24 protein-coding genes, 1 riboswitch and 1 other annotated feature are annotated in these 23,406 nt (G+C 31.6%); of the genes, 20 read left to right on the top strand and 4 right to left on the bottom strand.

Annotated elements, in window-relative coordinates:
* Positions 1–59: 59 nt before the first annotated feature.
* The 14 genes from BM183_RS08735 to BM183_RS08795 all read left to right on the top strand — a co-directional run bounded on the left by BM183_RS08735 (position 60) and on the right by BM183_RS08795 (position 8,206).
* A complete protein-coding gene (locus BM183_RS08735; protein ID WP_170847937.1) occupies positions 60–776 on the top strand; it encodes a LytR/AlgR family response regulator transcription factor in 717 nt (238 codons plus the stop codon).
* 1 nt (position 777) lies between these two features.
* Entirely contained in the window at positions 778–2,085 is a 1,308-nt protein-coding gene (locus BM183_RS08740; protein WP_091686174.1) for a sensor histidine kinase, read from the top strand.
* Positions 2,086–2,154: 69 nt separating this feature from the next.
* Positions 2,155–2,313 carry an accessory gene regulator B family protein gene (locus tag BM183_RS21655; protein ID WP_091686176.1) on the top strand — a complete coding sequence of 53 codons (159 nt, stop codon included), beginning with the start codon at positions 2,155–2,157 and terminating at the stop codon, positions 2,311–2,313.
* A gap of 16 nt (positions 2,314–2,329) precedes the next feature.
* Positions 2,330–2,728 (top strand): accessory gene regulator B family protein, encoded by a 399-nt coding sequence (locus BM183_RS21660; RefSeq protein WP_465220873.1) that lies wholly within the window; start codon positions 2,330–2,332, stop codon positions 2,726–2,728.
* A 2-nt stretch (positions 2,729–2,730) separates the two neighbouring features.
* Entirely contained in the window at positions 2,731–2,883 is a 153-nt protein-coding gene (locus BM183_RS20500; RefSeq protein ID WP_170847938.1) for a cyclic lactone autoinducer peptide, read from the top strand.
* Between the two features lie 76 nt (positions 2,884–2,959).
* Positions 2,960–3,394: a hypothetical protein gene (locus BM183_RS08755; RefSeq protein WP_091686180.1), complete on the top strand. Its 435-nt coding sequence runs from the start codon at positions 2,960–2,962 to the stop codon at positions 3,392–3,394.
* A 101-nt stretch (positions 3,395–3,495) separates the two neighbouring features.
* Positions 3,496–4,677 carry a hypothetical protein gene (locus BM183_RS08760; protein WP_091686181.1) on the top strand — a complete coding sequence of 394 codons (1,182 nt, stop codon included), beginning with the start codon at positions 3,496–3,498 and terminating at the stop codon, positions 4,675–4,677.
* Positions 4,667–5,479, top strand: coding sequence for a hypothetical protein (locus BM183_RS08765; protein ID WP_091686183.1), 813 nt, complete (start codon positions 4,667–4,669; stop codon positions 5,477–5,479). Before BM183_RS08760 ends, BM183_RS08765 begins: the two co-directional genes overlap by 11 nt.
* Positions 5,472–6,317, top strand: a complete 846-nt coding sequence (locus BM183_RS08770; protein WP_091686184.1) for a hypothetical protein — start codon at positions 5,472–5,474, stop codon at positions 6,315–6,317. Before BM183_RS08765 ends, BM183_RS08770 begins: the two co-directional genes overlap by 8 nt.
* Positions 6,310–6,954 carry an ABC transporter ATP-binding protein gene (locus tag BM183_RS08775; RefSeq protein ID WP_091686186.1) on the top strand — a complete coding sequence of 215 codons (645 nt, stop codon included), beginning with the start codon at positions 6,310–6,312 and terminating at the stop codon, positions 6,952–6,954. Before BM183_RS08770 ends, BM183_RS08775 begins: the two co-directional genes overlap by 8 nt.
* 10 nt (positions 6,955–6,964) lie before the next feature.
* Positions 6,965–7,225, top strand: coding sequence for a histidine kinase dimerization/phospho-acceptor domain-containing protein (locus BM183_RS08780; RefSeq protein WP_091686188.1), 261 nt, complete (start codon positions 6,965–6,967; stop codon positions 7,223–7,225).
* 158 nt (positions 7,226–7,383) lie between these two features.
* A complete protein-coding gene (locus BM183_RS08785) occupies positions 7,384–7,566 on the top strand; it encodes an ATP-binding protein (RefSeq protein WP_139221501.1) in 183 nt (60 codons plus the stop codon).
* A gap of 44 nt (positions 7,567–7,610) precedes the next feature.
* Positions 7,611–7,793, top strand: coding sequence for an ATP-binding protein (locus BM183_RS08790; protein WP_242960942.1), 183 nt, complete (start codon positions 7,611–7,613; stop codon positions 7,791–7,793).
* Between the two features lie 74 nt (positions 7,794–7,867).
* The gene (locus BM183_RS08795) at positions 7,868–8,206 is read left to right on the top strand and encodes a hypothetical protein (protein WP_242960935.1); all 339 of its coding nucleotides are present in this window, start codon (positions 7,868–7,870) and stop codon (positions 8,204–8,206) included.
* A 347-nt stretch (positions 8,207–8,553) separates the two neighbouring features.
* Here the strand turns inward: BM183_RS08795 and BM183_RS08800 are convergent, their stop codons facing one another.
* The 4 genes from BM183_RS08800 to BM183_RS08815 all read right to left on the bottom strand — a co-directional run bounded on the left by BM183_RS08800 (position 8,554) and on the right by BM183_RS08815 (position 15,252).
* Complete coding sequence (locus BM183_RS08800) at positions 8,554–9,441, bottom strand: Gfo/Idh/MocA family protein (RefSeq protein ID WP_091686192.1); 888 nt, start codon at positions 9,439–9,441, stop codon at positions 8,554–8,556.
* A 205-nt stretch (positions 9,442–9,646) separates the two neighbouring features.
* Positions 9,647–11,341 carry a methyl-accepting chemotaxis protein gene (locus tag BM183_RS08805; RefSeq protein ID WP_091686194.1) on the bottom strand — a complete coding sequence of 565 codons (1,695 nt, stop codon included), beginning with the start codon at positions 11,339–11,341 and terminating at the stop codon, positions 9,647–9,649.
* A gap of 581 nt (positions 11,342–11,922) precedes the next feature.
* Complete coding sequence (gene serS / locus BM183_RS08810; RefSeq protein WP_091686195.1) at positions 11,923–13,200, bottom strand: serine--tRNA ligase; 1,278 nt, start codon at positions 13,198–13,200, stop codon at positions 11,923–11,925.
* Positions 13,201–13,289: 89 nt separating this feature from the next.
* Positions 13,290–13,528: a binding site (T-box leader), on the bottom strand.
* Between the two features lie 467 nt (positions 13,529–13,995).
* Positions 13,996–15,252, bottom strand: coding sequence for a CYP152 family fatty-acid peroxygenase CypC (locus BM183_RS08815; RefSeq protein ID WP_091686197.1), 1,257 nt, complete (start codon positions 15,250–15,252; stop codon positions 13,996–13,998).
* A 383-nt stretch (positions 15,253–15,635) separates the two neighbouring features.
* On the opposite strand from BM183_RS08815, the gene BM183_RS08820 reads away from it, so the two are divergent.
* The 6 genes from BM183_RS08820 to BM183_RS08845 all read left to right on the top strand — a co-directional run.
* On the top strand, positions 15,636–16,910 hold the full coding sequence (locus tag BM183_RS08820) for an O-antigen ligase family protein (RefSeq protein WP_091686198.1): 1,275 nt from the start codon (positions 15,636–15,638) through the stop codon (positions 16,908–16,910).
* Between the two features lie 115 nt (positions 16,911–17,025).
* A riboswitch (M-box (ykoK) riboswitch) is annotated at positions 17,026–17,185 on the top strand.
* A gap of 258 nt (positions 17,186–17,443) precedes the next feature.
* Positions 17,444–18,775: a magnesium transporter gene (gene mgtE / locus BM183_RS08825; protein WP_091686200.1), complete on the top strand. Its 1,332-nt coding sequence runs from the start codon at positions 17,444–17,446 to the stop codon at positions 18,773–18,775.
* Between the two features lie 723 nt (positions 18,776–19,498).
* Positions 19,499–20,296 (top strand): FAD binding domain-containing protein, encoded by a 798-nt coding sequence (locus tag BM183_RS08830; protein WP_091686202.1) that lies wholly within the window; start codon positions 19,499–19,501, stop codon positions 20,294–20,296.
* Positions 20,297–20,298: 2 nt separating this feature from the next.
* Positions 20,299–20,760 (top strand): (2Fe-2S)-binding protein, encoded by a 462-nt coding sequence (locus BM183_RS08835; protein ID WP_091686219.1) that lies wholly within the window; start codon positions 20,299–20,301, stop codon positions 20,758–20,760.
* Positions 20,761–20,767: 7 nt separating this feature from the next.
* Positions 20,768–23,047 carry a xanthine dehydrogenase family protein molybdopterin-binding subunit gene (locus BM183_RS08840; RefSeq protein WP_091686221.1) on the top strand — a complete coding sequence of 760 codons (2,280 nt, stop codon included), beginning with the start codon at positions 20,768–20,770 and terminating at the stop codon, positions 23,045–23,047.
* A gap of 170 nt (positions 23,048–23,217) precedes the next feature.
* Positions 23,218–23,406: hypothetical protein (locus tag BM183_RS08845; protein WP_207650140.1), on the top strand; the 189-nt coding region annotated here is incomplete at its 3' end.

The raw sequence follows: 23,406 nt of genomic DNA on the forward strand, positions 1-23,406 counted from the left end.
ATAATTTTATAAAAGTATAGAATTAATTGGAATAAAAGGATGTTTTAGGAGTGATTAATTTGTCAGCTATTCGATTAGCAATTTGTGATGATGACAATACTTATTTAAAAATTATAAGGACTAAAATCGATAACTTTTTTTCTTTACAGAATTTAGATATTGAGGTTAAAGAGTATAGTAGTGGAAAAGAATTATTAATTGCATGTATGCATTATGAATTTTCTCTTATTTTTTTAGATATTGAAATGCCTGAATTATCAGGAATTAAAGTTGTAGAAAAAATACGTAAAAATAACATTAATGTAGAAATTATTTTTTTAACTAGTTATACAGAATATGTATTTGAATCTATAAAGTATAAACCATTACGGTTTATTCGTAAATCATATTTAGATATTGAACTTTTAGAGGCTTTAGAAGCCTTTCAGAATATTTTAGATAATTCTAAAAATTATTATTCATTTTCAACTATTGACGGAGAAGTTATATGTAAAATTGAAGATATAGAATATATGGAAGTTTTTAAACATTATATATATATTCATTATAAAGAAATGATATTTAAGGTAAGAGGTACTTTGAAAAAATTTGAAAAAGAGTTTTCAAAATGGGGATTTATAAGAATACATAAAAGTTTTTTAGTTTCTTATAGATATATATACTCAATAAATAATTCTGAAGTTGTTTTAAATGATAAATCTATACTTCCATTAAGTAGAAATAGAAATAAGTATGTTAAAGATAAATTGGTACAATATATAAGGAGTCTTAATTGATATGAGAGTAATTAATATTGGAGTATTAATATCTTTATTAGAGAGCTTTATTATTACTAATTTTGTAATTAAATCATTGGAACCCCGAGATTCTAAAAAGAAATGGTTGCTTTATACAGCCCTTACATTTTTACTATTTATTGATATAGAATATGGTAGTATTATTTTTCATAAAGAAAGTAGTAGAGGAATTATACAAATTATTCTGTGTTTTATTTTTAGTTTACTATTTTTAAAAGGATTTATATATAAAAAAATATTAGTATCTATCATTAGTAATCTTTTAATATTAGTTATTAACATTTTTCTAATGACTATTCTAAGTACTTTTTTAAATTTAAATATAAAAGAGATATCTAAGGAACATGAGGTATGGCTTTTTGCTATATTGACTTCAAAATTAATATATTTTATAATTACAAGTTTTTTATTAACATTACAAAAAAAGTTATTATATCCTATAACTTTAAAAGAAGGTAAAGTAATTTTATTAATATTTTTTATAACTTTATTAATTGGATTATCTGTTTTAGAAATACATATTGTTTCAGGAAGTTATGATAGTATATACTTAAATATCACAGTTATAGGATTAATTATAATAAATTTATTATCATTTTATTTTTTATATTTTATAAGTAAAAATAATGAAAGAAAATTAAAGTATACTTTGCTTTTAAAACAGTTAGAAAATCAAAAAAATGAAATAATTGAAGTGAAAAATCAATATAATGAAATGTTAAAAATTCGTCATGATTTTAAAAATTATATTTTATGTGGTTTGGCTTTATTAAAGGAAAAAAATATATCTGAAGCAGAAGCATATTTCTCAAATATATTAGAAGAGAAATTAACCTTTGATAGATCTTTTGTTTTTACATCTAATAATACAATAAATGCAATTATAAATGCTAAAATAAATAAATGTAATAAATTAGGTATAAATACATATTGGGAAGTTGTAGATAGAATTGAATTTGATGATATAGATTTAAGTATATTATTTGCTAATCTTTTTGATAATGCTATAGAAGCTTGTGCCCTAAATAATAAAAAGTCTGAAATTATTTTAATAGTTACTTATGAAAAAGCTTATCTAAATATTATTATGAAAAATACGATTGAAAAATCAATTCTTTCATATAATCCTAATTTAATAACTACTAAAAAAGATAAAACAATGCATGGTTTTGGATTAAAGACTATTTATGATATTGTAAACAAATATGATGGAATTATAAAATATTATGAGAAGAATAATTATTTTTATGTAGATGTGTGGCTGAAAATGCTATTTATGCCTGAATAATGCACTTTGTGCCAGAACTATTGATTAAATATATGTAATAGACTAAGATTAACTTAAGAGGTGAATCTAATGATAAACTTTTTAAGTAATTATATAGTCAATTTTTTTGTAAAAAAAGAATTTATTAAAAATGAAGAAAAACCAATATATGTATATGGATATCAAATTATTCTAATGAGTTTATTAGGCATATTAATAATAAGTATACTTGGAATTATATTAAAATAGACCAATAGAAAGTATTATTTTTTTAATAGTTTTTATCGTAACAAGGCAATATTGTGGTGGTTATCATGCTAAAACATTTCATGGGTGTATTTTATCATTCATTTTTTCATACATAATTGTCTTACTATTATTAGAATTAATTTTTGAAAAAATCGAATTGCATCATGCGATTTTAATGCTTTTATTTTATATGTTGACAATTTTAAAATATGCACCAATTGAAAACAAAAGTAAGTCACTAACCAATGAAATAAAACAAATTAATCATAAAAAATCAATAATAATAGGAATTATCTGGTCCTTTTTGTCTTTAGGGTTATTTTCATATACCCGAACAATATCATTAATGGTTATATTAACATTATCTTTAATTACAGTGTTAATATTAATAGAAAAAGTAAGAAAGGAGGGATGAGTATGAATAAGGGGATTGTTAAAAGAATTACAGAGGTGGGGCGAAAAGTAGCAATTAAATCTAGTGGACAGGCATCTCTGTATCTCATGTTTCAACCCAAAGAACCTGAAATTTTAAAAACTTTTAATGATTTAAAGAAAAAAGAAAACCGATAACGAATATTAAATATTACATACTTATTGTAAAATATTTAATATATCAAAACATCAATAACAATTAGGAGGTAAAATTATGAAATTAAAGAAAAAGATAAAAATTCTCATTTTATCATTATGTTTTTGTACAATGTTTAGTTCATCTATAATCTTTGCTGCTAATCATGATTTTTACTTTACATTTGATAGTAAAGATTCTTCCCAAGTTCAAGCTGCCTACTATCAAAAATCAGACAATGAGCAGAAATGGTATATTACAATTGATGAATATTATAAAAATACTACTACTAAAAATACAATGTCATCCTCTAATGTCTTTGCATGTACAATGCGTAGAAGATATAATGATAATGTAGATAGATGGCATACTTTTTCAAATTATGTTAGTTCATATGGTATTGATTACGCTACAAAAGTATCACAGTATGATGAAATGAGAATAGAAGGAAAAAAAGATTCTACAAGTTCATCTACTTCACAGCTAAGAGTTTCTGGCCGTTTTGCACCATGATTTGTAAATATATATTTTAACTAAGAGATTAAAAAGGCATTTTTATCTATTATGATGGGAATGCCTTTATAAATTTATTATAATAAAGGGAGAGAATAAATATGAGAGAAATTAAAATAGTTATCATATTTATAGTTCTACTAATTACACTTGTAGGTTGTAGTAAACAAGATGAAAATCAATTTACTAAATCAAATACTTATGAATCATATGATGGTGAAAAAGCAGTACAAACAAATAAAAATGATGATAAGCATATAACGGAAACAATTGATGTAAATATGAAAATTGATGCAGATGTAATTGCTCCAAATAGTGATGAATACTTTGAATATCAATTAGTTGAAAAAGACTTTGATATAGAAAAATTCTCTCAATTATTATTTGAAAATGACAGCAGTATAAAAAAGACGTTAGAAGATCTTCCTAATCCTTACATAAAATCAATAATAGAAACTGAAAATGGCGGGCAGCTTGTAATATGGCCAAATTCACTCCGTTTTCAAAGTGACTCACGAATGCAGAATATAGAATATTTAATAGGTTCAAAATTCTATTGGGAAATTGATAATAAAAATTATACAGATGAGGAGCTCCAAAAGTTTATTCAAAATGAACAAGTTAAATATAATATGGAAAGATTTGAAGAAACTTATGAATTAGGAGATAATGAAAGGCTTGAATTAGTAACTGCAATTGAAGTTACAGCTGAAAGTTTAATTCAGGAGCAAAATAGCCTATCACAGCGTCCTGGTTATGATGAAGAAGTAAAAAGTGGAATGAGAGAAATAGTTGATGATTGGACAGGGGTGGAAAAGCTCTATTATCTGGAATATAATATTATTCAAAATAGCATTCCCATGTTCGGTAAAAAAGAAGCATTAATACAATCGTCTTTTGCTGGAGCTTCTTATCAAAGTTCGTATATAAGTATCATTTTATCAGATAAAGGTTTTGAGTATTTAGATATACAAGGTGCCTGGAAAGTTGAAAGTGCTGATAAAATTGAAATTATTTCAGCCAAAAAAGGAATAGAGAAATTAAAAGAAAAGTATGCAAACCTTATTGTAAGTACAGAAAGTAATATCTCTAAAATATGGTTGGAGTATATATTTATTCCAAATGAACATGACGAGAGTAATAGTACAGGAAAGCTAACACCTTATTGGTGTTACCAGAGACAATATACGGATGGTGTAAATGAAGAGGGAGTAACTTTCTATACTTATCAAGCTGACCGAATTAATGCAGTTACAGGAGGAGACTTAGCATATGGAAACTAAGTATTATACACTGAATTATATTCTGGGCAGTATAAAACAAGTAATTAATATTAGAATAATATTTATTATTTTAGGAATATTTCTATGTATTTGCTTGGACACATGGAATCAAATACCATTTTTGTGGGCTGCCAAAGATTCTACAATTGATGTTAGATACTATTGGTTTAATTCCTATTCATATGGTGGAGTATATTCATCATGCTTTATGCCAATGCTTGCCTCCGCCGTATATGCAACAAGTTATTGTAAAGAGCATCTGTCTAAAATGGATAGTCTGATAATTGGGCGTATTGGTTGTATAAAATATGGAATATCAAAAATAATAGTAAATTCATTATCTAGTGGTATAGCTGTTTTTCTGGGTGGGGGATTATTTGTTTTCATAGCTTCATTTTTTAAACCTTTGTATAATACTAATAGTGATATGGAAGCAATGGGATTTCCGTATTTTGATTATCTAAATAAGGGTAATGGATTTTTATATTTTATCATTGTACTTTATTTAGCATTTTTAGTTGGAATTCTTTGGTCAACAATTGCTTTAACAGTATCTGTATTTATTACAAATAGCTATATTGTAATAGCTACTCCTTTTTTATTATCATTTTTCTTGTCGAGAGTGTACGTTTTATTCCAGACTCCTTATAATTTGAGACTAGATTATTTATTGTCTGGGTTAAGTATTTATCGTTCCGATAAGATGACATTATTATTTTGTACATTTGCTATTTTAATCATAGTAATTATATGTTCAATAATTTTTTACAAGAAAGTTGAGAGGAGCTATAAAAATGGATAGTATCTGCAAAAGTATCCGAGTTTTCTGTTATCAACTTAAAAGAGAGTTATTAACTGTTCGAACCAAATTATTATTTTTAATGGTAGGAATATTTATATATTCTAATATTGAACCAATTGTAAATTTTTCAAAGGCGGTGAATATAAAGGTTACACCATGGGCATTTTCACATTTAGTAAATGATTTTACATGTCAACCAGTTTTTATGATTGGACTTATATTTTTACTTAGTAATGCACCATTTAGAAGTGATACATATAGATATATAGTTGCACGTTCTAGAAAAGTTGAATGGGAAATAGGAAATTTATTATATATATTTACAATGACATTTTTATATACTTCATTTATGTTTTTAGTAAGCGTAATTAGTTTAGGAACTAGAATTAGTATATCATCTAATTGGGGGAAAATATGGGGAACATTAGCAAAAACGGATGCGGGGATGCAGTTTTCAGTAAAATTTATTATTAATGATTTTATAATTGGTACATATAAACCTCTTTTAGCCACTTTATATAGTTTCATATTAGAGTGGATGTGCTTTCTATGGCTTGGATATTTGATATATCTTTTTAATTTATTTGCTAAAAGAGCAGTGGGAGTAATAGTGGCAGGAGTATTTATATTATTGGATATTATGATTTATAACTCATGGGTAGAAAGTGCATATTTGATTTCTCCAGTTACTTTAGCTCAATTATCAACGTTTACAAAGGGAAACTTAAAGTATGGTCTTACTCTTGAATATGCGTTTATATTTTTCCTAACTGGAATTATGTTATTTATTATATCCACGCTAATAGTAGCAAATAGAAAGGACAAGATATATGAATAATATTAAAATACGAGTGAATAATGTCGAAAAAACAATTGGTGATCAAGTTATTTTGAAAAATATAAATATGGAATTTATAGATTCTAGAATATATGGTTTAGTTGGAAGAAACGGATCTGGAAAAACAGTATTGTTAAAATGTATATGTGGTTTTATGTCTGTTAGTAAAGGAGAAATATGGTTGAATGATAAACTAATAGGAAAGGATATATCTTTCATTGAGAATTTAGGTTTTATCATAGACACTCCTGGATTTCTACCTGAAATATCTGGTTATAAGAATTTATTATACCTTGCTTCAATAAGAAGAAAAGCTAGTAAACAAGATATATACAAGTGTATGGAAATGGTGGGATTAGATTATCATAGTAAAAAACCTGTTGGAAAATATTCTTTAGGCATGAAACAACGGTTAGGTATTGCACAAGCAATAATGGAAAATCCAGACATTATTATTCTAGATGAACCTATGAATGGACTCGATATTCAAGGAGTAGAAGATATAAGAAAATTATTACTGAAATTAAAAAATGAAGGAAAACTAATTATTATTACTAGCCACAATAATGAAGATATAGAAGTTCTTTGTGATGAAGTGTATAAAATTGAAATGGGTATAATAAAACAATTAGGGTAGAAGAAAGCAATTGTCTGATGGAAACTATAATGTACCGGTTGTAAGTGCAAGAAGCAAAATGCATAATGATATAGACAAACTCTCTTACAATTTTGAATTAATGCGGGATGAATTAAAAGAAAAACGTAATAGGGAAGAAGAATTAAAAAGGAGTCAGAAGGAGCTGATTACTTGTATATCCCATGACTTAAAAACGCCTATCTCTACCATTAAAGCATATCGTGAAGGACTTCGGGACGGCATGGCAAAAGATAGTGAGAAGGTACATTAATATGCTAAAATTATTGTATTAAAAACAGAATTACTAAATAAAATGATTAGCGACTTGTTAGAACATTTTAATGCAGAACTGAATAAACTCACATTACGAAGAAGGAACAGTACTTTAATGGCTATATCACTCAAGTGGCAATGGAGCAGAAGGAAGTAGTGAATTATAATCACATGGAATTCTTTTATAATAATACAGCACCAAATCTGCTAATAAGTTTTGATGAAAACAGAATTACTCAGGTATTGACTAATCTCATAGATAACAGTATAAAGTATGGAAAAGCTGAAAATGGAAGAATTGGGATTGAAGTTTCTTACGTAAAACGGAGAAACAATTAAGGGTCAAAATCTGGGACAATGGGCAAGGGGTTGGAATTACGGATATTCCTTATGTCTTTGATAAGTTTTATAGAGGAGAACGTTCCAGAAATATGAGCATTCTAGGCTCAGGTTTAGGTCTATCCATCTGCAAATATATCATTGAAGAACACGGTGGACAAATCAAGTGTGAGAGTAAAAAGAACGAAGAAACTAATTTTATCATTAGCTTACCTGAAAGATTATAAACATATCTCCATAAAACCTACATAATCTTATGCCATAATTTTATTATAAGCATAAATAGAATGGAGGATTTTTTATGGATATGAAAAAAACAAACCCAGAGAAATTAGATATCAAAGAGGAAGGGTTAAAAAGCATAGAATTAGAAAAAGAAACTTGTGATAATCATAAACATAGCCCAATAAAGCACATGCTGCACATGATAATCTGCTGCGGATTACCTATCCTAATCCTATTGTCGTTACCGTTTATTGCAAGGTTTAGCCCTGTAGCAGCCACAATTTTAGGTTTTATTGCACCGTTTATATGCCCTATTATGATGGGAGGAATGCTATTTATGATGTTTGGCAGTCATAAAAAGAAAAACTGCTGCCATAATCACATGAGGGAAGAAAGTGAAAGCAGAAGATTTTAATAATAAAACGGATAGAATAGATTGCCCTATTAAAGTATCAACAAAGATGGGGTAGATGTAATAACTAAATTATTACTTGTATCTATTAACATGCCCAATTACAGGATGTAGGGAGGAAATCAACCTATTGTATATTACAAATACTATAATTAAATGGCAGATAGTCTAAAGTATAAACATTAAATTTTGTAGATTGAATTTAAATTTATTTATAAACAGCTTGCCCTAAAAAACTTAATGGAACTTTGAGAATAGGGATATAGGTTACTTGTGACTTTGGAGCAAGAAACCTATATCCCTATTCTCGAAGTTCTTCCTTAGCCTTACGTGGGCAAAGCGTACTTTCTTTAATACCCTAAATTTAAACAAACCTTTTTTTCAGTTTCAAGGGACTCATTAATTGCTGCAAGAAACTTTGTTGAAGCAGCTAATTTATCAGGGGAAAGGGGCATAATACCTGTATCAAGCATTTCTATAAACTTATCTAAACCGGCCTTGTAGGTGGAAGAATCTATTTTGATTTCTCCTACATGGCTTTTTTTATCTCCATGAATAACACATAAACTATGGTCTAAATTCTTGGTGAAATCTAATACAACACTGTAGGTATCGTAATCAGCTACACAAAGGATATTGGAGTCACGTTTTATTGTTGTTAAGGATTTTACCTTATATCCGAATATGGTAAAAAGCATTTCCACTATGTGTGGTCCGTAAAAGAATATTCCGTTGTAAGGGCTGTTTATATCACCGGGGAAGTTAATATATCCGGCTAGTACATTTCCAACAGAACCGTTATTTATGATATTCTTAAGTTCCAATACGTCTTTACTGTATTTACAGGTAGAACCTCCTGTAATTAAACAGTTATGCTTTTCTGCTTCTTTTAACAATATTTTTGAATCTTCTAAAGTAACAGTTAAGGGTTTATCAATCCAAACCGGTATTCCTGCTTTTATAAAGGGTATTGCATAAGAAGTATGTAAGTTTCCATCCCGGAATAAAATCATAACTGCATCAACTTTACCTATTAATTCATCCGGGGAAGAGACAATTTCTTCAATTTTACAATCCAAGGCTGTTTTTTCAGTCTGTTTTTTATCATGACCGTAGATCGCTGTTATTCGAACATCCGGAAAATTATATTGCCCGGTATGAGTATCCGGAATATTACATAATGTAGCAAATGCGAAAGCATGGCTGCTGTCGGAACCAAGTATACCAATACGTATCATTTTATAATCACCCTTTCAAAGAAAATAATCTAATCCACCAGGTTAACAAGAAATAAGTGGTAAAACCACTCATATGGTAGCATTTACAAGATTATCTGTCAACTTAATTTAAAAAGTGGGAGCTGAAGTCAAATTTCTATGAAATACCCCAAATGTAGTTTGATTTCTCACATTTGGGGCATTTTATATCAATCAGGCTATATGATTATATTTGAAAAAATTGAACCATTTCGTTTAGTACATCTACACTTTCTTTATTTGCTTGAGTTTGCTTTACTACCTCTTCCGTTTGTGTAACGATAGAAGTAGATTTTTCTGAAATAACAGAAGCACCTTCTGCTCCCTGGTTTGAAGCTGCAGCTACTTCCTGAATTGCTTGTTTTACATAATGAATGGAAGTCTGGAGCTGATCGGAAATACGTTTAATTTCTGTAACCATTTCATTAACAGTATTGGCATCTGTATAATACTGTTCACCGGTATGAACCAGAACGCCATAATCTTCAATAACAGTATGCTCAACATAGTCAAGGAGAGTAGCAGCATCTTTTACAAGTGCTTTTACTGCTTCCGATACTTCAGTTGTAATGTTTTCAATCTGTGTTGCTGCCTCTTTGGAGTTAACTGCAAGATTACCAATTTCATGTGCAACAACTGCAAAACCTTTTCCTGCTTCACCGGCTCTGGCTGACTCTATTGACGCATTTAATGCCAGCATATTTGTTTGGTTTGTAATATGTAATATAGATTGGGATAATGCTTTAATTTCTTCGATAGCACTGGATTTTTTAATAGAATTTCTTAAATTTTCACTGGTACTTTCAAAAATGTCCATAGTATTCTTGTGAGATTCCTGTGCTTCCTGTTGTAATTGTTCTGCACGTTTTTTGATTTCTTTAACTATATTTTCACCTTGTTCCGCTTTCCTTGCTACTTCATCTACTTCAGACTCCATATTATGTATCGAGGCATTCATTTCTTGAGTGGATGCAGCGGTTTCTTCCATGCCTGCCGATAATTCTTCTGTTGTAACAGATATGTTTTCAATATTATTATATACCTCATTTACACTTAGCAAAGATTCTTCGGAAGACCGTTCTATTTTAAGTATTTCTTCTTTAATACTTAAAATAATACTCTTTATATGAGTCTGCATATTGGAATAGGATTTGGAAATTGCTCCAATCTCATCTTTTCTATTCATGTATTTTATATTAAAGGAATGATTGAATTTACCATTTTCAAAATCTTCAAGATCAGTTCTGATTTTATTAAATCCTATGCCTATGGTATTACCAATTATATATGTAATTAAGCAGCCTGCCATTAATATTACCGCAGAAACTATAATGGAAGTTGTAACAACCTTTATTATCTGAGCCCCAATATCATCTAAATATATTCCAACAAACCACATACCTATAGCTGTTCCATCTGAGTTTTGTATTGGAACATAGTAGGTCAGTGCTTCCCTTCCAACAATGGAGGCTTTTCCTAAATAATCTTCATTGTGGGTTAATACTTTATTTACTACAATATCGGATGCTTGAGTACCAACTAATCTTTTTGCCTGAGCATCTTTAATACTAGTGGTTATTCTTGTATCCCCAAGAAAAATAGTTACCTGAATATTAGCATCTTTTGCAAAACCATCTACAAATTCATAATTATCATTTAATAAAATATCACCTTTATAAAGTTTTTCTCCTTCTACTTTCCAATCACCTGGATATTTATTATCTAATAATTGGTAGCCCGTTTTAGAATAACCGGACAATTGATTAATGTGTTCATTTTCAATAAACCTGGAGATATTAAAATAATATAAAACATTAATAACTGTTATTGCAGCTACGATTAAAGAAGCAAAAACCAGAACTATTTTCCATTTGATCTTCATACTTTTATTACTCCTTTGCTAATGTATATATGGAATATGCAATGTAAAATTTAACACATTTTGTAATGATATGCAATTACTTCTTTTAAAATTTAAATATTCATTATTACATAAATATAACCAATGCAATATCAAGCTTATAGAGAACATCGTAACGTTAAATCAGAGCCTAAGTCACAATGCAAACATATACACAAAACTATGATAAACAGTTAATCGTAAATAATGCAAGATAAGATATAAAAGGCGAACTAGGCTGTTTTACTATAGAACAGCATTTAGCAGCATACCCTATACTGAAATTAGAAATGTATTTTATAATACAATGAAAAGGGGTATACTGCGTATTTGACACAGTTATTATTAAAATAGGATCCAGATAAATATGACGGTTTCGAATAAATTAACTCATAATTATTAGTATGTAACCATATTGTATTCTTTAATATGATGAACATTCTTTGAATGATACATAACAAAAGAAGATAGGATAGTAATGAAGTACCTTATCCCTGATTTAGTAATAATGGTATTTACATTACTCCCCTATCTATTAGTTTATAATAAATATTTATTTAATTTTACTCTATTATAGTTTTTCCACCCATATAAGGCTGTAGTGCAACCGGAATATTAATAGTTCCATCCGGGTTTAGATTATTTTCTAAAAATGCAATTAACATTCTAGGAGGTGCAACTACCGTATTGTTTAAGGTATGAGCAAAGTATTTACCTTTTTCACCAACTACGCGGATCTTTAATCTACGTGCCTGTGCATCACCTAAGTTTGAACAGCTTCCTACTTCAAAGTATTTTTGCTGCCTTGGAGACCATGCTTCTACGTCAATAGATTTTACTTTTAAGTCTGCTAAGTCACCGGAGCAGCATTCCAGGGTTCTTACAGGAATGTCTAAAGAGCGGAATAAGTCTACGGTGTTCTGCCACAACTTATCAAACCACATCATGCTGTCTTCCGGATCACATACAACGATCATTTCTTGTTTTTCAAATTGGTGGATACGGTATACACCTCTTTCTTCTATACCATGGGCACCTTTTTCTTTTCTAAAACAAGGAGAGTAGCTGGTCAGAGTTTGTGGAAGAGAAGTATCTGGAATTATGGTATCAATGAATTTACCAATCATGGAATGTTCACTGGTTCCGATCAGATATAAATCTTCTCCCTCAATTTTATACATCATGGCATCCATTTCTGCAAAGCTCATAACACCGGTAACAACGTCACTGCGGATCATAAATGGCGGTATACAATAAGTAAATCCACGATCGATCATGAAATCTCTTGCATAAGAAATTACTGCTGAATGAAGTCTTGCAATATCTCCCATTAAATAATAGAAACCGTTTCCTGCAACTTTTCTTGCACTTTCTAAGTCGATGCCATTGAATTTTTCCATAATATCAGCATGGTAAGGAACTTCAAAGTCTGGAACTACCGGTTCTCCATAGCGTTTGATTTCTACATTCTCACTATCGTCTTTACCAATTGGAACACTTGGATCAATAATATTTGGAATGGTCATCATGATTTTTGTTATCTTTTCCTGCAAATCCGTTTCTTTTGTTTCCAACTCAGCTAAACGGTCGGATTTAGCAGTTACTTGATTTTTCATTTCTTCTGCTTCATCTTTTTTGCCTTGAGCCATTAAGCCGCCGATTTGCTTAGAAATTTTATTTCTTTCCGCTCTTAAGTTATCTGCTTCTTGCTTTACCTGTCTGCTTTCCTGATCCAGTTCAATTACTTCATCTACTAATGGAAGTTTATGATCCTGGAATTTGTTCTTCATATTTTGTTTTACAATATCGGGATTTTCTCTGACAAATTTTAAATCTAACATTTGATTTCCTCCTGTAATTTGAATTATACTTGGTTGGGTATCGGAATTTATTTTGGCAATAAAAAAATTCCTTCACCCATTTACAAAAAATATGGGACGAAAGGAATCCGCGTTGCCACCCAAATTGCTGATTATAAAGATATTAGATATTAAAATCTTTGCTATCAATATAAGCATCAGCCACTCAAATAGTAAGATAAAGGTTACCGGCCTTCAGTTTATCACTGACAGCTCCAAAAGTGGAAAGATTTAAACCTTTCACCGATTCACACCAACCATCGGCTCTCTGAAGAAATTTATAAATCGTAGCTTTTATCATTGCTGTTTTCAATATTTATTGTATTATATAATGATTTTAAAAAATTTACAAGTACATAATTTAATAATTGATAACTATTAGAATTATTACTTATAAAAAAGGCATTAGGATAATTTTTATTGACTTATGAAATGCTTTTTTACTTTATATAAACTAACCTATAGACTTATTATGCGGCATGGAATGATTGCCGTTGGTCATGCATTTTTTTAAAGAAACCTCACCTGTAAAACACAAAGATACCTGATTTATCATTTCATTGGGAGCATACTACAATTAAAAACAATTAAATGGAGGAAGAATCCGATTAAACCAGGTTTTGTGTAGTTTTACCTTTCAGGCTTAAACCAACAAAACGGCCAGAGACGTCAAAATAGCGGGAGATGAGAAACAATGGCCATACCAATAGTCTCCTTGTGGGATTCTTCTTCCAGTTCAGGCTGATAATTTTGTATTAAAAATGGTATTCGTTTTCTTTAATCTACTTTTCTCTTAACATGGCTTATAATAAACCTGCTTTTAGGCAGAGTAGGAATTCTGCATAAACGGTATTTTAAGTTTTGTGCCGGTACTTTATAGGACAAGTGATTCGCTATAAAATCAAGACTTGCTTTCATAACTTCTATAGTAACCATTTCACCGGCGCATCTGTGTCCTTCCATATTTCCTCCACCTTGAGGCATGAATAGATAAGGATTGTCCTCCCAATCAGAAAAACGTTCCGGATTAAATTCGTAAGGATTCAACCATATTCTTGAATCATGGTTCATCCCATAAATATCTAATAAGACAAGGGTGCCTTTCTGAAACAAATATTCATTCCATAGAAAGTCCTTTTTTACTAAGGCCCCTACGAATGGAGTAAAAGGATAGAGACGTCTTACTTCTTGTACAAACATTTCATTATAATCAGGATTCCGTAATTGTAATTTTTTTCTGCACTCAGGATGTTTCAGCATTGCCAGTGCACCAAAGGTAATATAAGTAGCGATAGCAACAATGGGTCTTATTATATTCAATAATTCTACTGCAGCAACTTGTGGATTTAATAATTTACTATTCTGGTTTCGATGCCAGGCTATGATATAAGCAGCGGAATTCTTTTTTGGCTTTATTTTACCTGTACGAATCTGAATAATAATATCACTTATCCATTTTTCTGACCTTTTTCGGGCACTGCATCCCTGCCAATACCTGGGTCCAACTGCACCGAATCCATCTACCATTTTACCAAGATCAAAGGCTCTTTGCTCTATTTCATAGTATTCCAAAGGAACACCAGCCCATCTGCAGGCCACCTGACATAATAATATCTGTACTTCGTCAAATAGAACAATATTTCCGTTATTCCAGCGGATACTATTATATTCCCATTGAAATCTGGTATAATGTATGAGAGTCTTTAAATTTTCCGGAGTCATGATGGAAAGAAACATTTGTTTTCGATTTTGATGCATCTTGCCATCCAGACCTTGAACACCTTGTTGGCCAAATAAGGTTTTTTGTACTCTTTTTGGTGCAGCTCCTTTTCTTTTAAATAAACTTTCATTATAAAAAATTTTTGCAGCTTCTTCTCCTGTAAAACATATAGCCTTTTTACAGAATAATCTTGTCTGGAAAATATCAGTTTCATATTTTCTGCATCTGTTTTGTATAAAAGGATACCCTTCCATCAATAAGCATAGACTGCTGTCTATTGTTTTATCACAAGGCATTTTCTTTATTCTACTCATAGTGAATTTCTCCTATCATAATTGAAAGATTTATAGGTATTATGTGTATATGCAGATATTTCATTCTCAATTATCAAATATTAAAATACACATTTTGTAAATTTCTATTGATTTCATTTTTAATTAGTGTTAAAATTGGTGGAAAATTAGGTAAATCAGATATATCAATGTTAATATATACAAAAAGTACGAATATTTATAAAAAACAACATAAAAAATAGATATATTTTCATAGAAAATTTTGTGAATTAGAATCAGCCAATTATATATATTTTACGAATAAATATCATATTTATGGAAAAAATATAGTATGTTGAATATTTTTAACTTATTTATATGATTTTTTTTAATGTTTATTCATAAAGTATGGCGAAGAAAGTACAATGGCTGCAAAGGTATTTGAAACTGGCATCATTTCATGGAAGGTGGTACAATCATTTCCATTAAAGCTATACCACCTATTACATAATTTACGAAAAGAGGAATTTATTATAGAAGACATGAATGTAATACAACATAAAGATAATAACTTATTTTCAGAAACAGCAATTGTAGTATTGGCAGCAGCTGCGGTGTTTCTGCCATTTATTATTTCAGGAATTGTTCTTATATCGTTAGCAATATATATTATTTTTAAAAAACAGACAAGACGTTTAATCCTTATACACGAAGGTTCAAAAGTTTTATTCATATTCTGTGCCTTTGCTTTTTTTATTGCGGCTATTTATAAAAACTGGATTGGATTGCTTGTAGCCTTTGGCTTTACCCTGGCATTTGTATTAGGATTGTATTTACGAAGTGTTATGACAAGGATACTTTTTGAGAGAGTTTTAACCATGGTATGCGTATTGAGTTTAATGGGAACGGTTTATGCCTTGGTGGAAAAATTTGTATTTCCCTATTTTAACATAGGAAGTAGAGTGAACCGGGCATCAGCAATGTTTTTTTACCCCAATTATTTTGGTACTATCATAAGTATGGTGATTATTATCTGTGCCTATAAAGTACTGACACGTCAGGGTAAAAAGTGGTTCTATTATTTCATTGCATCTATGAATGTAATCAGCTTATATTTATGTGAGAGTATGTTTGCATGGGTTGAAATTTTTCTTGGTGTAGCTGTATTGCTTTTTCTTCTTAAAATGCACCGGCTCCTTGCAATATGGCTTTTGTTGGCTACTTTTGCCAGTTTTATTATACTTGTACTTAATGTGAATATTATTCCCCGTCTTTACCAGGCAGAGGTTACAACGGAAATTCGTTTTGATATATGGGATTTTGCCATAAAGCAGATAATGAAAGCTCCTTTATTGGGACATGGTTTTATGTCCTATATGTATACGGATGCAGATCAGCATCTTGGATATTTGGTACCTCATTCCCACAGTATTATTCTTGAGCTGCTGATGGATTTTGGAATCGTGGGAACGGTTTTGTTTCTGTGGTACTTTGTAAAATATACTATCACTTTAGTAAAAACTTTTATTAATGAAAAGAAAACCCGAATTACTTCATTAATATTTGCCATATCGGCTGCGGCTTTGGTTCATGGATTGGCCGATTTAACACTTATGTGGATACAGACCTTGCCTTTGTTTTTATTTATATTGGCAGGTTTGGGAGCTTATGAAAAGAAAATTGAGACAGAGGTAGTATAATCTTATAATCGTAGAATAATCACCAAATTTATTTTAAGCACTTTCATTGCTTAAATTTTAAACACTGTCTATTTGACAAACAGCTATTTTACTGTTACAATAGATTTGAAATTATATATGATTCTGGTAGGTGAGGCTACTATAAGGATACGGATTGCTGCCGCGAAGTGATGGAGACATCATGAGAAGGTTGAACAGGCTATATCGAATCAAGGTATAGCATAATGCAATTTCATTGCCTTATAGAGCTAAAGCTCAAACGGTGATTATTTTGACATACGCGGATTTATCCCGTGCATCCTTTGAGCATGCATGGGATTTATTTTTTTGCTTATTTTAGTGGAGGTGAGCATTTTGGACAGTAGTCCTGGGCGAAGTAGACAAAATAATATAATTGGATATGGTAGTTTGATGCTCACTGATATTACAAGTGTTTGATAGGTAATATCTCTTTTTGGCAAGCATTTTTACTGTCGTATCCGAGGCAAAATTAATACGGCAGTATTTTTATGCTTAAAAAAGGGAGGAAAAATATGACAAATATTGAATTGCTTACATTACTTGAGGAAAATAAATTAAAATTAATTCATGAAGAACTTTCTAAATACAATCCAGTTGACCTTGCAAGTCTGCTGTCAAAGCTGGATGAAGAAAAGTTAGTTATTGTTTTTAGAATACTTGATAAAGAAAAAGCAGCAGAAGCTTTTTCCTATATGGAAAATGATCTCCAGCAAACATTAATAAAAACACTTAGTAAACAGGATATTAAGACAATATTTAATTCCATGTATGCTGACGATGCCGTTGACTTTTTAAGCGATATGCCTGCTAATGTAGTAACACAATTACTTGAAAATGTGGATAATGAAACACGTGCGGATATCAATTATTTGCTTCAATACTCAGAAGATAGTGCCGGTAGCATTATGACGGTTGAGTTTATTGAATTACACCCCACAATGACAGTAAAACAGGCACTGGATAAAATTCGCAAAGTGGGTATTGACAGTGAGACTGTTTATACATGCTATGTAGTTGTAAAGCACAAATTACTGGGTATAGTTTCAGCAAAAGACCTAATGATTCGCGACAGTGAAACTCTTATCAGTGATTTAATGAAAGATAACTATGTATCTATTAAAACAACCGATGATAGAGAAACTGCTGCAAATTTGTTCCGTAAATATGGTCTGCTGGCGATACCTGTAGTTGATTCGGAAGGCTGTATCGTCGGTATTGTAACCTTTGATGATGCAATTGATGTTTTGACAGATGAGACAACGGAAGATATGCAAAAGATGGCTGCTATGACAGCAAATGATGATCCGTATTTGAAAACTTCTGTTTGGAAACATGCAAAACATAGAATTGTATGGCTTTTGATTTTAATGTTTTCTGCAACTATTACCGGTTCAATTATCAGCAATTATGAAAGTGCTTTTGCTATAATTCCGCTGCTTGTTTCCTTTATCCCTATGCTGATGGATACCGGCGGAAATTGCGGCTCTCAAAGTTCTACACTAGTTATACGTGGCTTGGCAGTGGAAGAATTACAGTTTTCCGACACTCTTAAGATTGTTTGGAAAGAGTTTAGAGTTTCACTGATAGTAGGTGTAACATTAGCTGTTGCAAATGGTCTGCGAATTGTACTTATGTACAAGGATATACAATTAGCTTTAGTTGTATCTCTATCATTAGTTGGAACTATTATTATAGCCAAAATAGTTGGATGTTTACTGCCCATTCTTGCCAAAAAGTGCAAGTTGGATCCTGCTATTATGGCAGCACCAATCATTACAACTGTTGTAGATACATTTTCTATTATAATTTATTTTAATATTGCAACATTGATCTTCAAGCTGTAATAAAGCCTATGAACATAAATCAAACTATCAACCGGTATTATTTTGTTGGTAGTTTGATTTATTTACTTCAATGTAAAGATTCAAAGTCAGTTTTCTTCATATATTAATTTTAACTATTAAAATAATTCAGGTAAAAGATTTTAACTTAATAATGGAAACTAAATATTATTGGTGTGACACTAATAAAAATTCAGATTACATATTAATAAAGGAGATATCAAAAATAACAGTTTTGCAGGAGCGTCCATATAATTATAAAGTATTCATAAAAGGTAAAGGCGGTAAGTGAGCAATTGTTATGCTTCCCTTGTGGTAGACAGTTTAAATAATAAAAAAACTGTTTATTACAGAAGAACATAGCAATTTACACACTTACCGCCTTATATTTACGTTTGAGTACAATGTTACAAAAATCACTTTTATATTATTAATTAAGATATAAAAAATTACTAATTTGCTTAAAATCAGTATGAATATTGTGGAAAAAGTTAAAATCAGAAAGAAAAAGTTAATAAAAAAAGCGGACCTTTTTAGATATAATAAAATATAATAAACAAAACAAATATATTAGTATTATTTATAAACCCCATTAGAAACTATCATATCTAGACTTTTTTCGACTTATGTTGATATAATAGCCACGTTGATGAAGTAAGTGAAATAACCATCAAGGACAGCTCTGTTTTGATGGCGGTTATTATTCATACAAAAGGAGACTTAACATTGTTCACGATAAAAAATTATGTAGTGGTGAAAGACCTGGAAGAAGCTTATGTACTAAATCAAAAGAGAAGTAATGTAGTATTAGGAGGCATAGCCTGGCTCAAAATGGGGGAACGCAATATACAAAATGCCATAGATTTAAGTGGCTTAGGCTTAGATAAAATTGAAGAGACAGAAGAGGGCTTTGAAATTGGATCTATGGTAACCCTTCGGGAATTGGAAACTAATACAGCTCTAAACAGCTATTTTAATGGTGTAATTGCAAAATCCACAGAACATATCGTTGGGGTACAATTTAGAAATTGTGCAACAGTTGGTGGAAGCATATTCAGCAGATTTGGATTTTCGGATATACTTACCTGTCTCTTAGCATTAGATGCTTATGTTGAACTTTATAAAGGCGGGGTAATACCCTTAAGGGAGTTTGCAGATATGCCAAAAGACAATGATATCTTAGTAAAGGTAATAATTAAAAAAGATAGGAGAGAAGTTTCTTATCTGACCCACAGAAGAACGGCTACGGATATTCCGGTTATAGCTTGTACTGTTGCCAGGGTGAATCATAAATGGCAGGTGGTTTTAGGTGCCAGACCTTCCAAAGCAAAACTATTATTAGATAAGGAACAAATGTTAAGCAATAATCCTACAGAGGAAGAGATAAATAAATTTATTGAATATATAAAAGAGAACATCCAGTTTGGAAGTAACATGCGGGCAAGCGCAGAGTTTCGCAAACATTTAGCAGGAGTACTATGTAAACGGGGAATCAAAGAGATTACAGAAAGGAAGGGGTTATGATTATGGAAATTAGTTTATGGCTTAATAATGTATTTATAAAAGATAATATAGCACCGGATACCCTTCTTTTAGATTATGTCCGTTCCAAGGGTTGTTATAGTGTAAAACGGGGATGTGAAACTTCAAACTGCGGATTATGTACTGTTATTTTAGAAGGAAAGCCTGTGTTATCCTGTTCTACTTTGGCGGTACGTGCCAACGGCAAACATGTAATTACCATGGAAGGGCTTCAGGAAGAAGCAGCGGAAGTGGGTGGATTCTTAGCAGACCAAGGTTCTGAGCAATGTGGATTTTGCAGTCCCGGATTTATTATGAATGTGATTTCTATGAGTAAAGAATTAAAAGATCCTACCTTAGAAGAGGTAAAAGGATATCTTGCCGGTAATTTATGCAGATGCACCGGTTACCAAAGCCAGTTACGGGCGGTTTTAAACTATCTTAATGCAAAGAAGGAGGCAAAATAATATGAAAATGAATGCTGTAAATGCCTCTATCCGTAAAAAAGATGCCATGGCTCTTGTAACAGGGAAGCCTGTATATACAGATGATATAGCACCTAAGGATTGCCTTGTTGTTAAAGTTCTTCGCAGCCCTTACGCCCATGCCATGATTAAAGAAGTGAAAATAGACGCTGCTTTAAAGGTACCGGGTATCGAATGTATATTAACTTACGAAGATGTTCCAAAGACCAGATTTACCATTGCCGGACAAACCTATCCTGAACTAAGTCCATATGACAGATTAATACTGGAGCAAAGAGTTCGTTTTGTAGGGGATGGGGTGGCGATTATAGCAGGTAAAGATGAGTCCTCTGTGCTAAAAGCCATGAAATTAATAAAAGTATCTTATGAAGTATTAGAACCGGTTTTAGATTTTACAAAAGCAAAAGATCATAAAGTGGTTGTCCATCCGGAAGAGGATTGGAAAGTGCTAATTCCTTTAGGACCGGATAAAAACCGTAATATTGTTTGTCATGGTACGGAGGAACAGGGAAATTTTGAAGAAGAATATGCAAAATGTAAATATGTTATAGATGAAACCTATCATACAAAGGCAAATCAGCAGGCAATGATGGAAACTTTCCGGGCTTATACTTATATGGATGCCTATGGCAGGTTAAATGTGGTAGCCTCTACTCAAGTTCCTTTCCATGTAAGAAAAACCTTAGCAACTGCTCTTGAAACCAAGAAATCCAATATACGTGTAGTGAAACCACGTATTGGCGGAGGTTTTGGAGCAAAACAAACAGTTGTGGCAGAAATATATCCGGCAATTGTTACCTGGCTTACCGGCAAACCGGCTAAAATTATTTATACAAGAGAAGAATCTCAGATTGCCTCTTCCCCAAGACATGAAATGCAGATTCGTGTAAGAATCGGAGCAGATGAAAAGGGAAAGATTCAGGCTATGGGGATAAATACGTTATCCAATGCCGGTGCATTTGGAGATCATACTCCTACAACCATTGGTTTATCCGGAACAAAAACCCTTCCTATTTACACATCGAATGCAAAAGCGTATAAATTTGAGTACGAAGCTGTTTATACAAACCAAATGGCAGCAGGCGCTTATCGTGGTTACGGGGCTACCCAAGGTTTATTTGCAGTAGAATCCGCTATTAATGAACTGGCAGCTAAAATGAATATAGACCCTACTATTCTTAGAGAGAAAAATATAGTTAAAGAAGGAGACTTCATGTCTGCTTACCATGGTGAAACAGCCAATTCCTGTGCTTTGGACCGCTGTCTGGAGAAAGCAAAAGAGATGATTGACTGGGATAATAAATACCCTTGCAAAGATTTAGGTAATGGTAAAGTAAGGTCTGTTGGTATAGCCGTGGCTATGCAAGGTTCCTGTATCAATGATGTTGACGTAGCTTCCGTATCTATAAAAATAAGTGACGACGGTTTTTACAATATGAACATTGGGGCAACCGATATGGGAACAGGCTGCGATACCATTTTAGCCCAAATAGCAGCGGACTGCCTTGATACAGATGTTAATAATATTATTGTATCCGGTGTTGACACGGATATTTCTCCTTATGATTCCGGTTCCTATGCTTCCAGTACCACCTATCTGACTGGTATGGCAACTATAAAAACCTGTGAGGAACTTCGAGAGAAGATTACTGCTGCCGGTGCTGATATGCTTGGTTGTAAACCAGAAGAAGCAGAATTTGATGGGAATAGTGTAATTAACCTGACAAATCATAAAAGTATCTCTCTTATTGATATAGCCAATAATAGTATGTGCGGCTCCAATCACACATTAGAAGCATGTGTGAAGCATACCTCTCCGGTATCCCCTCCGCCATATATGGCAGGAGCAGTAGAAGTAGAAATAGACAAAGAAACGGGACACCTTGACATCATTGATTATGTAGCCGTGGTAGATTGCGGTACCGTGATCAATCCAAACCTTGCCAGAGTACAGACAGAAGGCGGACTGGTGCAGGGTATCGGAATGGCTTTATATGAGGATGTAGTTTACGGTAAAGACGGAACCTGCTACAGCAATTCCTTTATGCAATATAAGATACCTTCCAGATTGGATGTAGGTCAAATACGTGTTGCTTTTGAAAGCAGTTACGAGCCAACTGGCCCATTCGGGGCAAAATCCATCGGTGAGCTTGTCATAAACACTCCATCCCCTGCACTTGCCAATGCCGTTTATAATGCAACAAGGGTTAATGTTCGTACACTTCCTATAACCAGTGAAAAAATCATCATGGGGATGTTGAATAAATAAAAATTTAGCTTACTAATGCACGTACGCTCAATGTCGTCAACTTAAGGACACTACCGTCATATTGTATATTTATTTATAGGTGTTTTGGTTAAAATGCGAATTGACAAACAAATGTTCCCTCCAAAATTTTATTAGATACATTTTATCTATTAAATTTTGGAGGGATTTTTATGTCTATTCGTAATAACTTAAAGGATTTTTTTCAAGAAATGAATACTCTTCTTACTTCTAATGAGTTTATTGAACAACACAGAGTAAACAACTCAGCATTTTCAAGAACGAGGAAGTTAGCCTTTACAGATATTATTCACTTTCTTTTAACACTTCCTCAAAAATCATTGTCCGTATCTTTGGGAGAG

Source organism: Anaerocolumna aminovalerica (assembly GCF_900115365.1).
Lineage (GTDB): Bacteria > Bacillota > Clostridia > Lachnospirales > Lachnospiraceae > Anaerocolumna > Anaerocolumna aminovalerica.

What these genes read in the sequence shown, in the direction of transcription:
- BM183_RS08805 (WP_091686194.1), bottom strand. Translation starts at nt 11,341, where the DNA reads ATGAAGATCAAATGGAAAATAGTTCTGGTTTTTGCTTCTTTAATCGTA.
- serS (WP_091686195.1), bottom strand. Translation starts at nt 13,200, where the DNA reads ATGTTAGATTTAAAATTTGTCAGAGAAAATCCCGATATTGTAAAACAA.
- BM183_RS08840 (WP_091686221.1), top strand. Translation starts at nt 20,768, where the DNA reads ATGAATGCTGTAAATGCCTCTATCCGTAAAAAAGATGCCATGGCTCTT.
- BM183_RS08795 (WP_242960935.1), top strand. Translation starts at nt 7,868, where the DNA reads ATGGATATGAAAAAAACAAACCCAGAGAAATTAGATATCAAAGAGGAA.
- BM183_RS08765 (WP_091686183.1), top strand. Translation starts at nt 4,667, where the DNA reads ATGGAAACTAAGTATTATACACTGAATTATATTCTGGGCAGTATAAAA.
- BM183_RS08740 (WP_091686174.1), top strand. Translation starts at nt 778, where the DNA reads ATGAGAGTAATTAATATTGGAGTATTAATATCTTTATTAGAGAGCTTT.
- BM183_RS08760 (WP_091686181.1), top strand. Translation starts at nt 3,496, where the DNA reads ATGAGAGAAATTAAAATAGTTATCATATTTATAGTTCTACTAATTACA.
- mgtE (WP_091686200.1), top strand. Translation starts at nt 17,444, where the DNA reads ATGACAAATATTGAATTGCTTACATTACTTGAGGAAAATAAATTAAAA.
- BM183_RS08820 (WP_091686198.1), top strand. Translation starts at nt 15,636, where the DNA reads ATGGCTGCAAAGGTATTTGAAACTGGCATCATTTCATGGAAGGTGGTA.
- BM183_RS08770 (WP_091686184.1), top strand. Translation starts at nt 5,472, where the DNA reads ATGGATAGTATCTGCAAAAGTATCCGAGTTTTCTGTTATCAACTTAAA.
- BM183_RS08800 (WP_091686192.1), bottom strand. Translation starts at nt 9,441, where the DNA reads ATGATACGTATTGGTATACTTGGTTCCGACAGCAGCCATGCTTTCGCA.
- BM183_RS08835 (WP_091686219.1), top strand. Translation starts at nt 20,299, where the DNA reads ATGGAAATTAGTTTATGGCTTAATAATGTATTTATAAAAGATAATATA.
- BM183_RS08755 (WP_091686180.1), top strand. Translation starts at nt 2,960, where the DNA reads ATGAAATTAAAGAAAAAGATAAAAATTCTCATTTTATCATTATGTTTT.
- BM183_RS20500 (WP_170847938.1), top strand. Translation starts at nt 2,731, where the DNA reads ATGAATAAGGGGATTGTTAAAAGAATTACAGAGGTGGGGCGAAAAGTA.
- BM183_RS21655 (WP_091686176.1), top strand. Translation starts at nt 2,155, where the DNA reads ATGATAAACTTTTTAAGTAATTATATAGTCAATTTTTTTGTAAAAAAA.
- BM183_RS08815 (WP_091686197.1), bottom strand. Translation starts at nt 15,252, where the DNA reads ATGAGTAGAATAAAGAAAATGCCTTGTGATAAAACAATAGACAGCAGT.
- BM183_RS08775 (WP_091686186.1), top strand. Translation starts at nt 6,310, where the DNA reads ATGAATAATATTAAAATACGAGTGAATAATGTCGAAAAAACAATTGGT.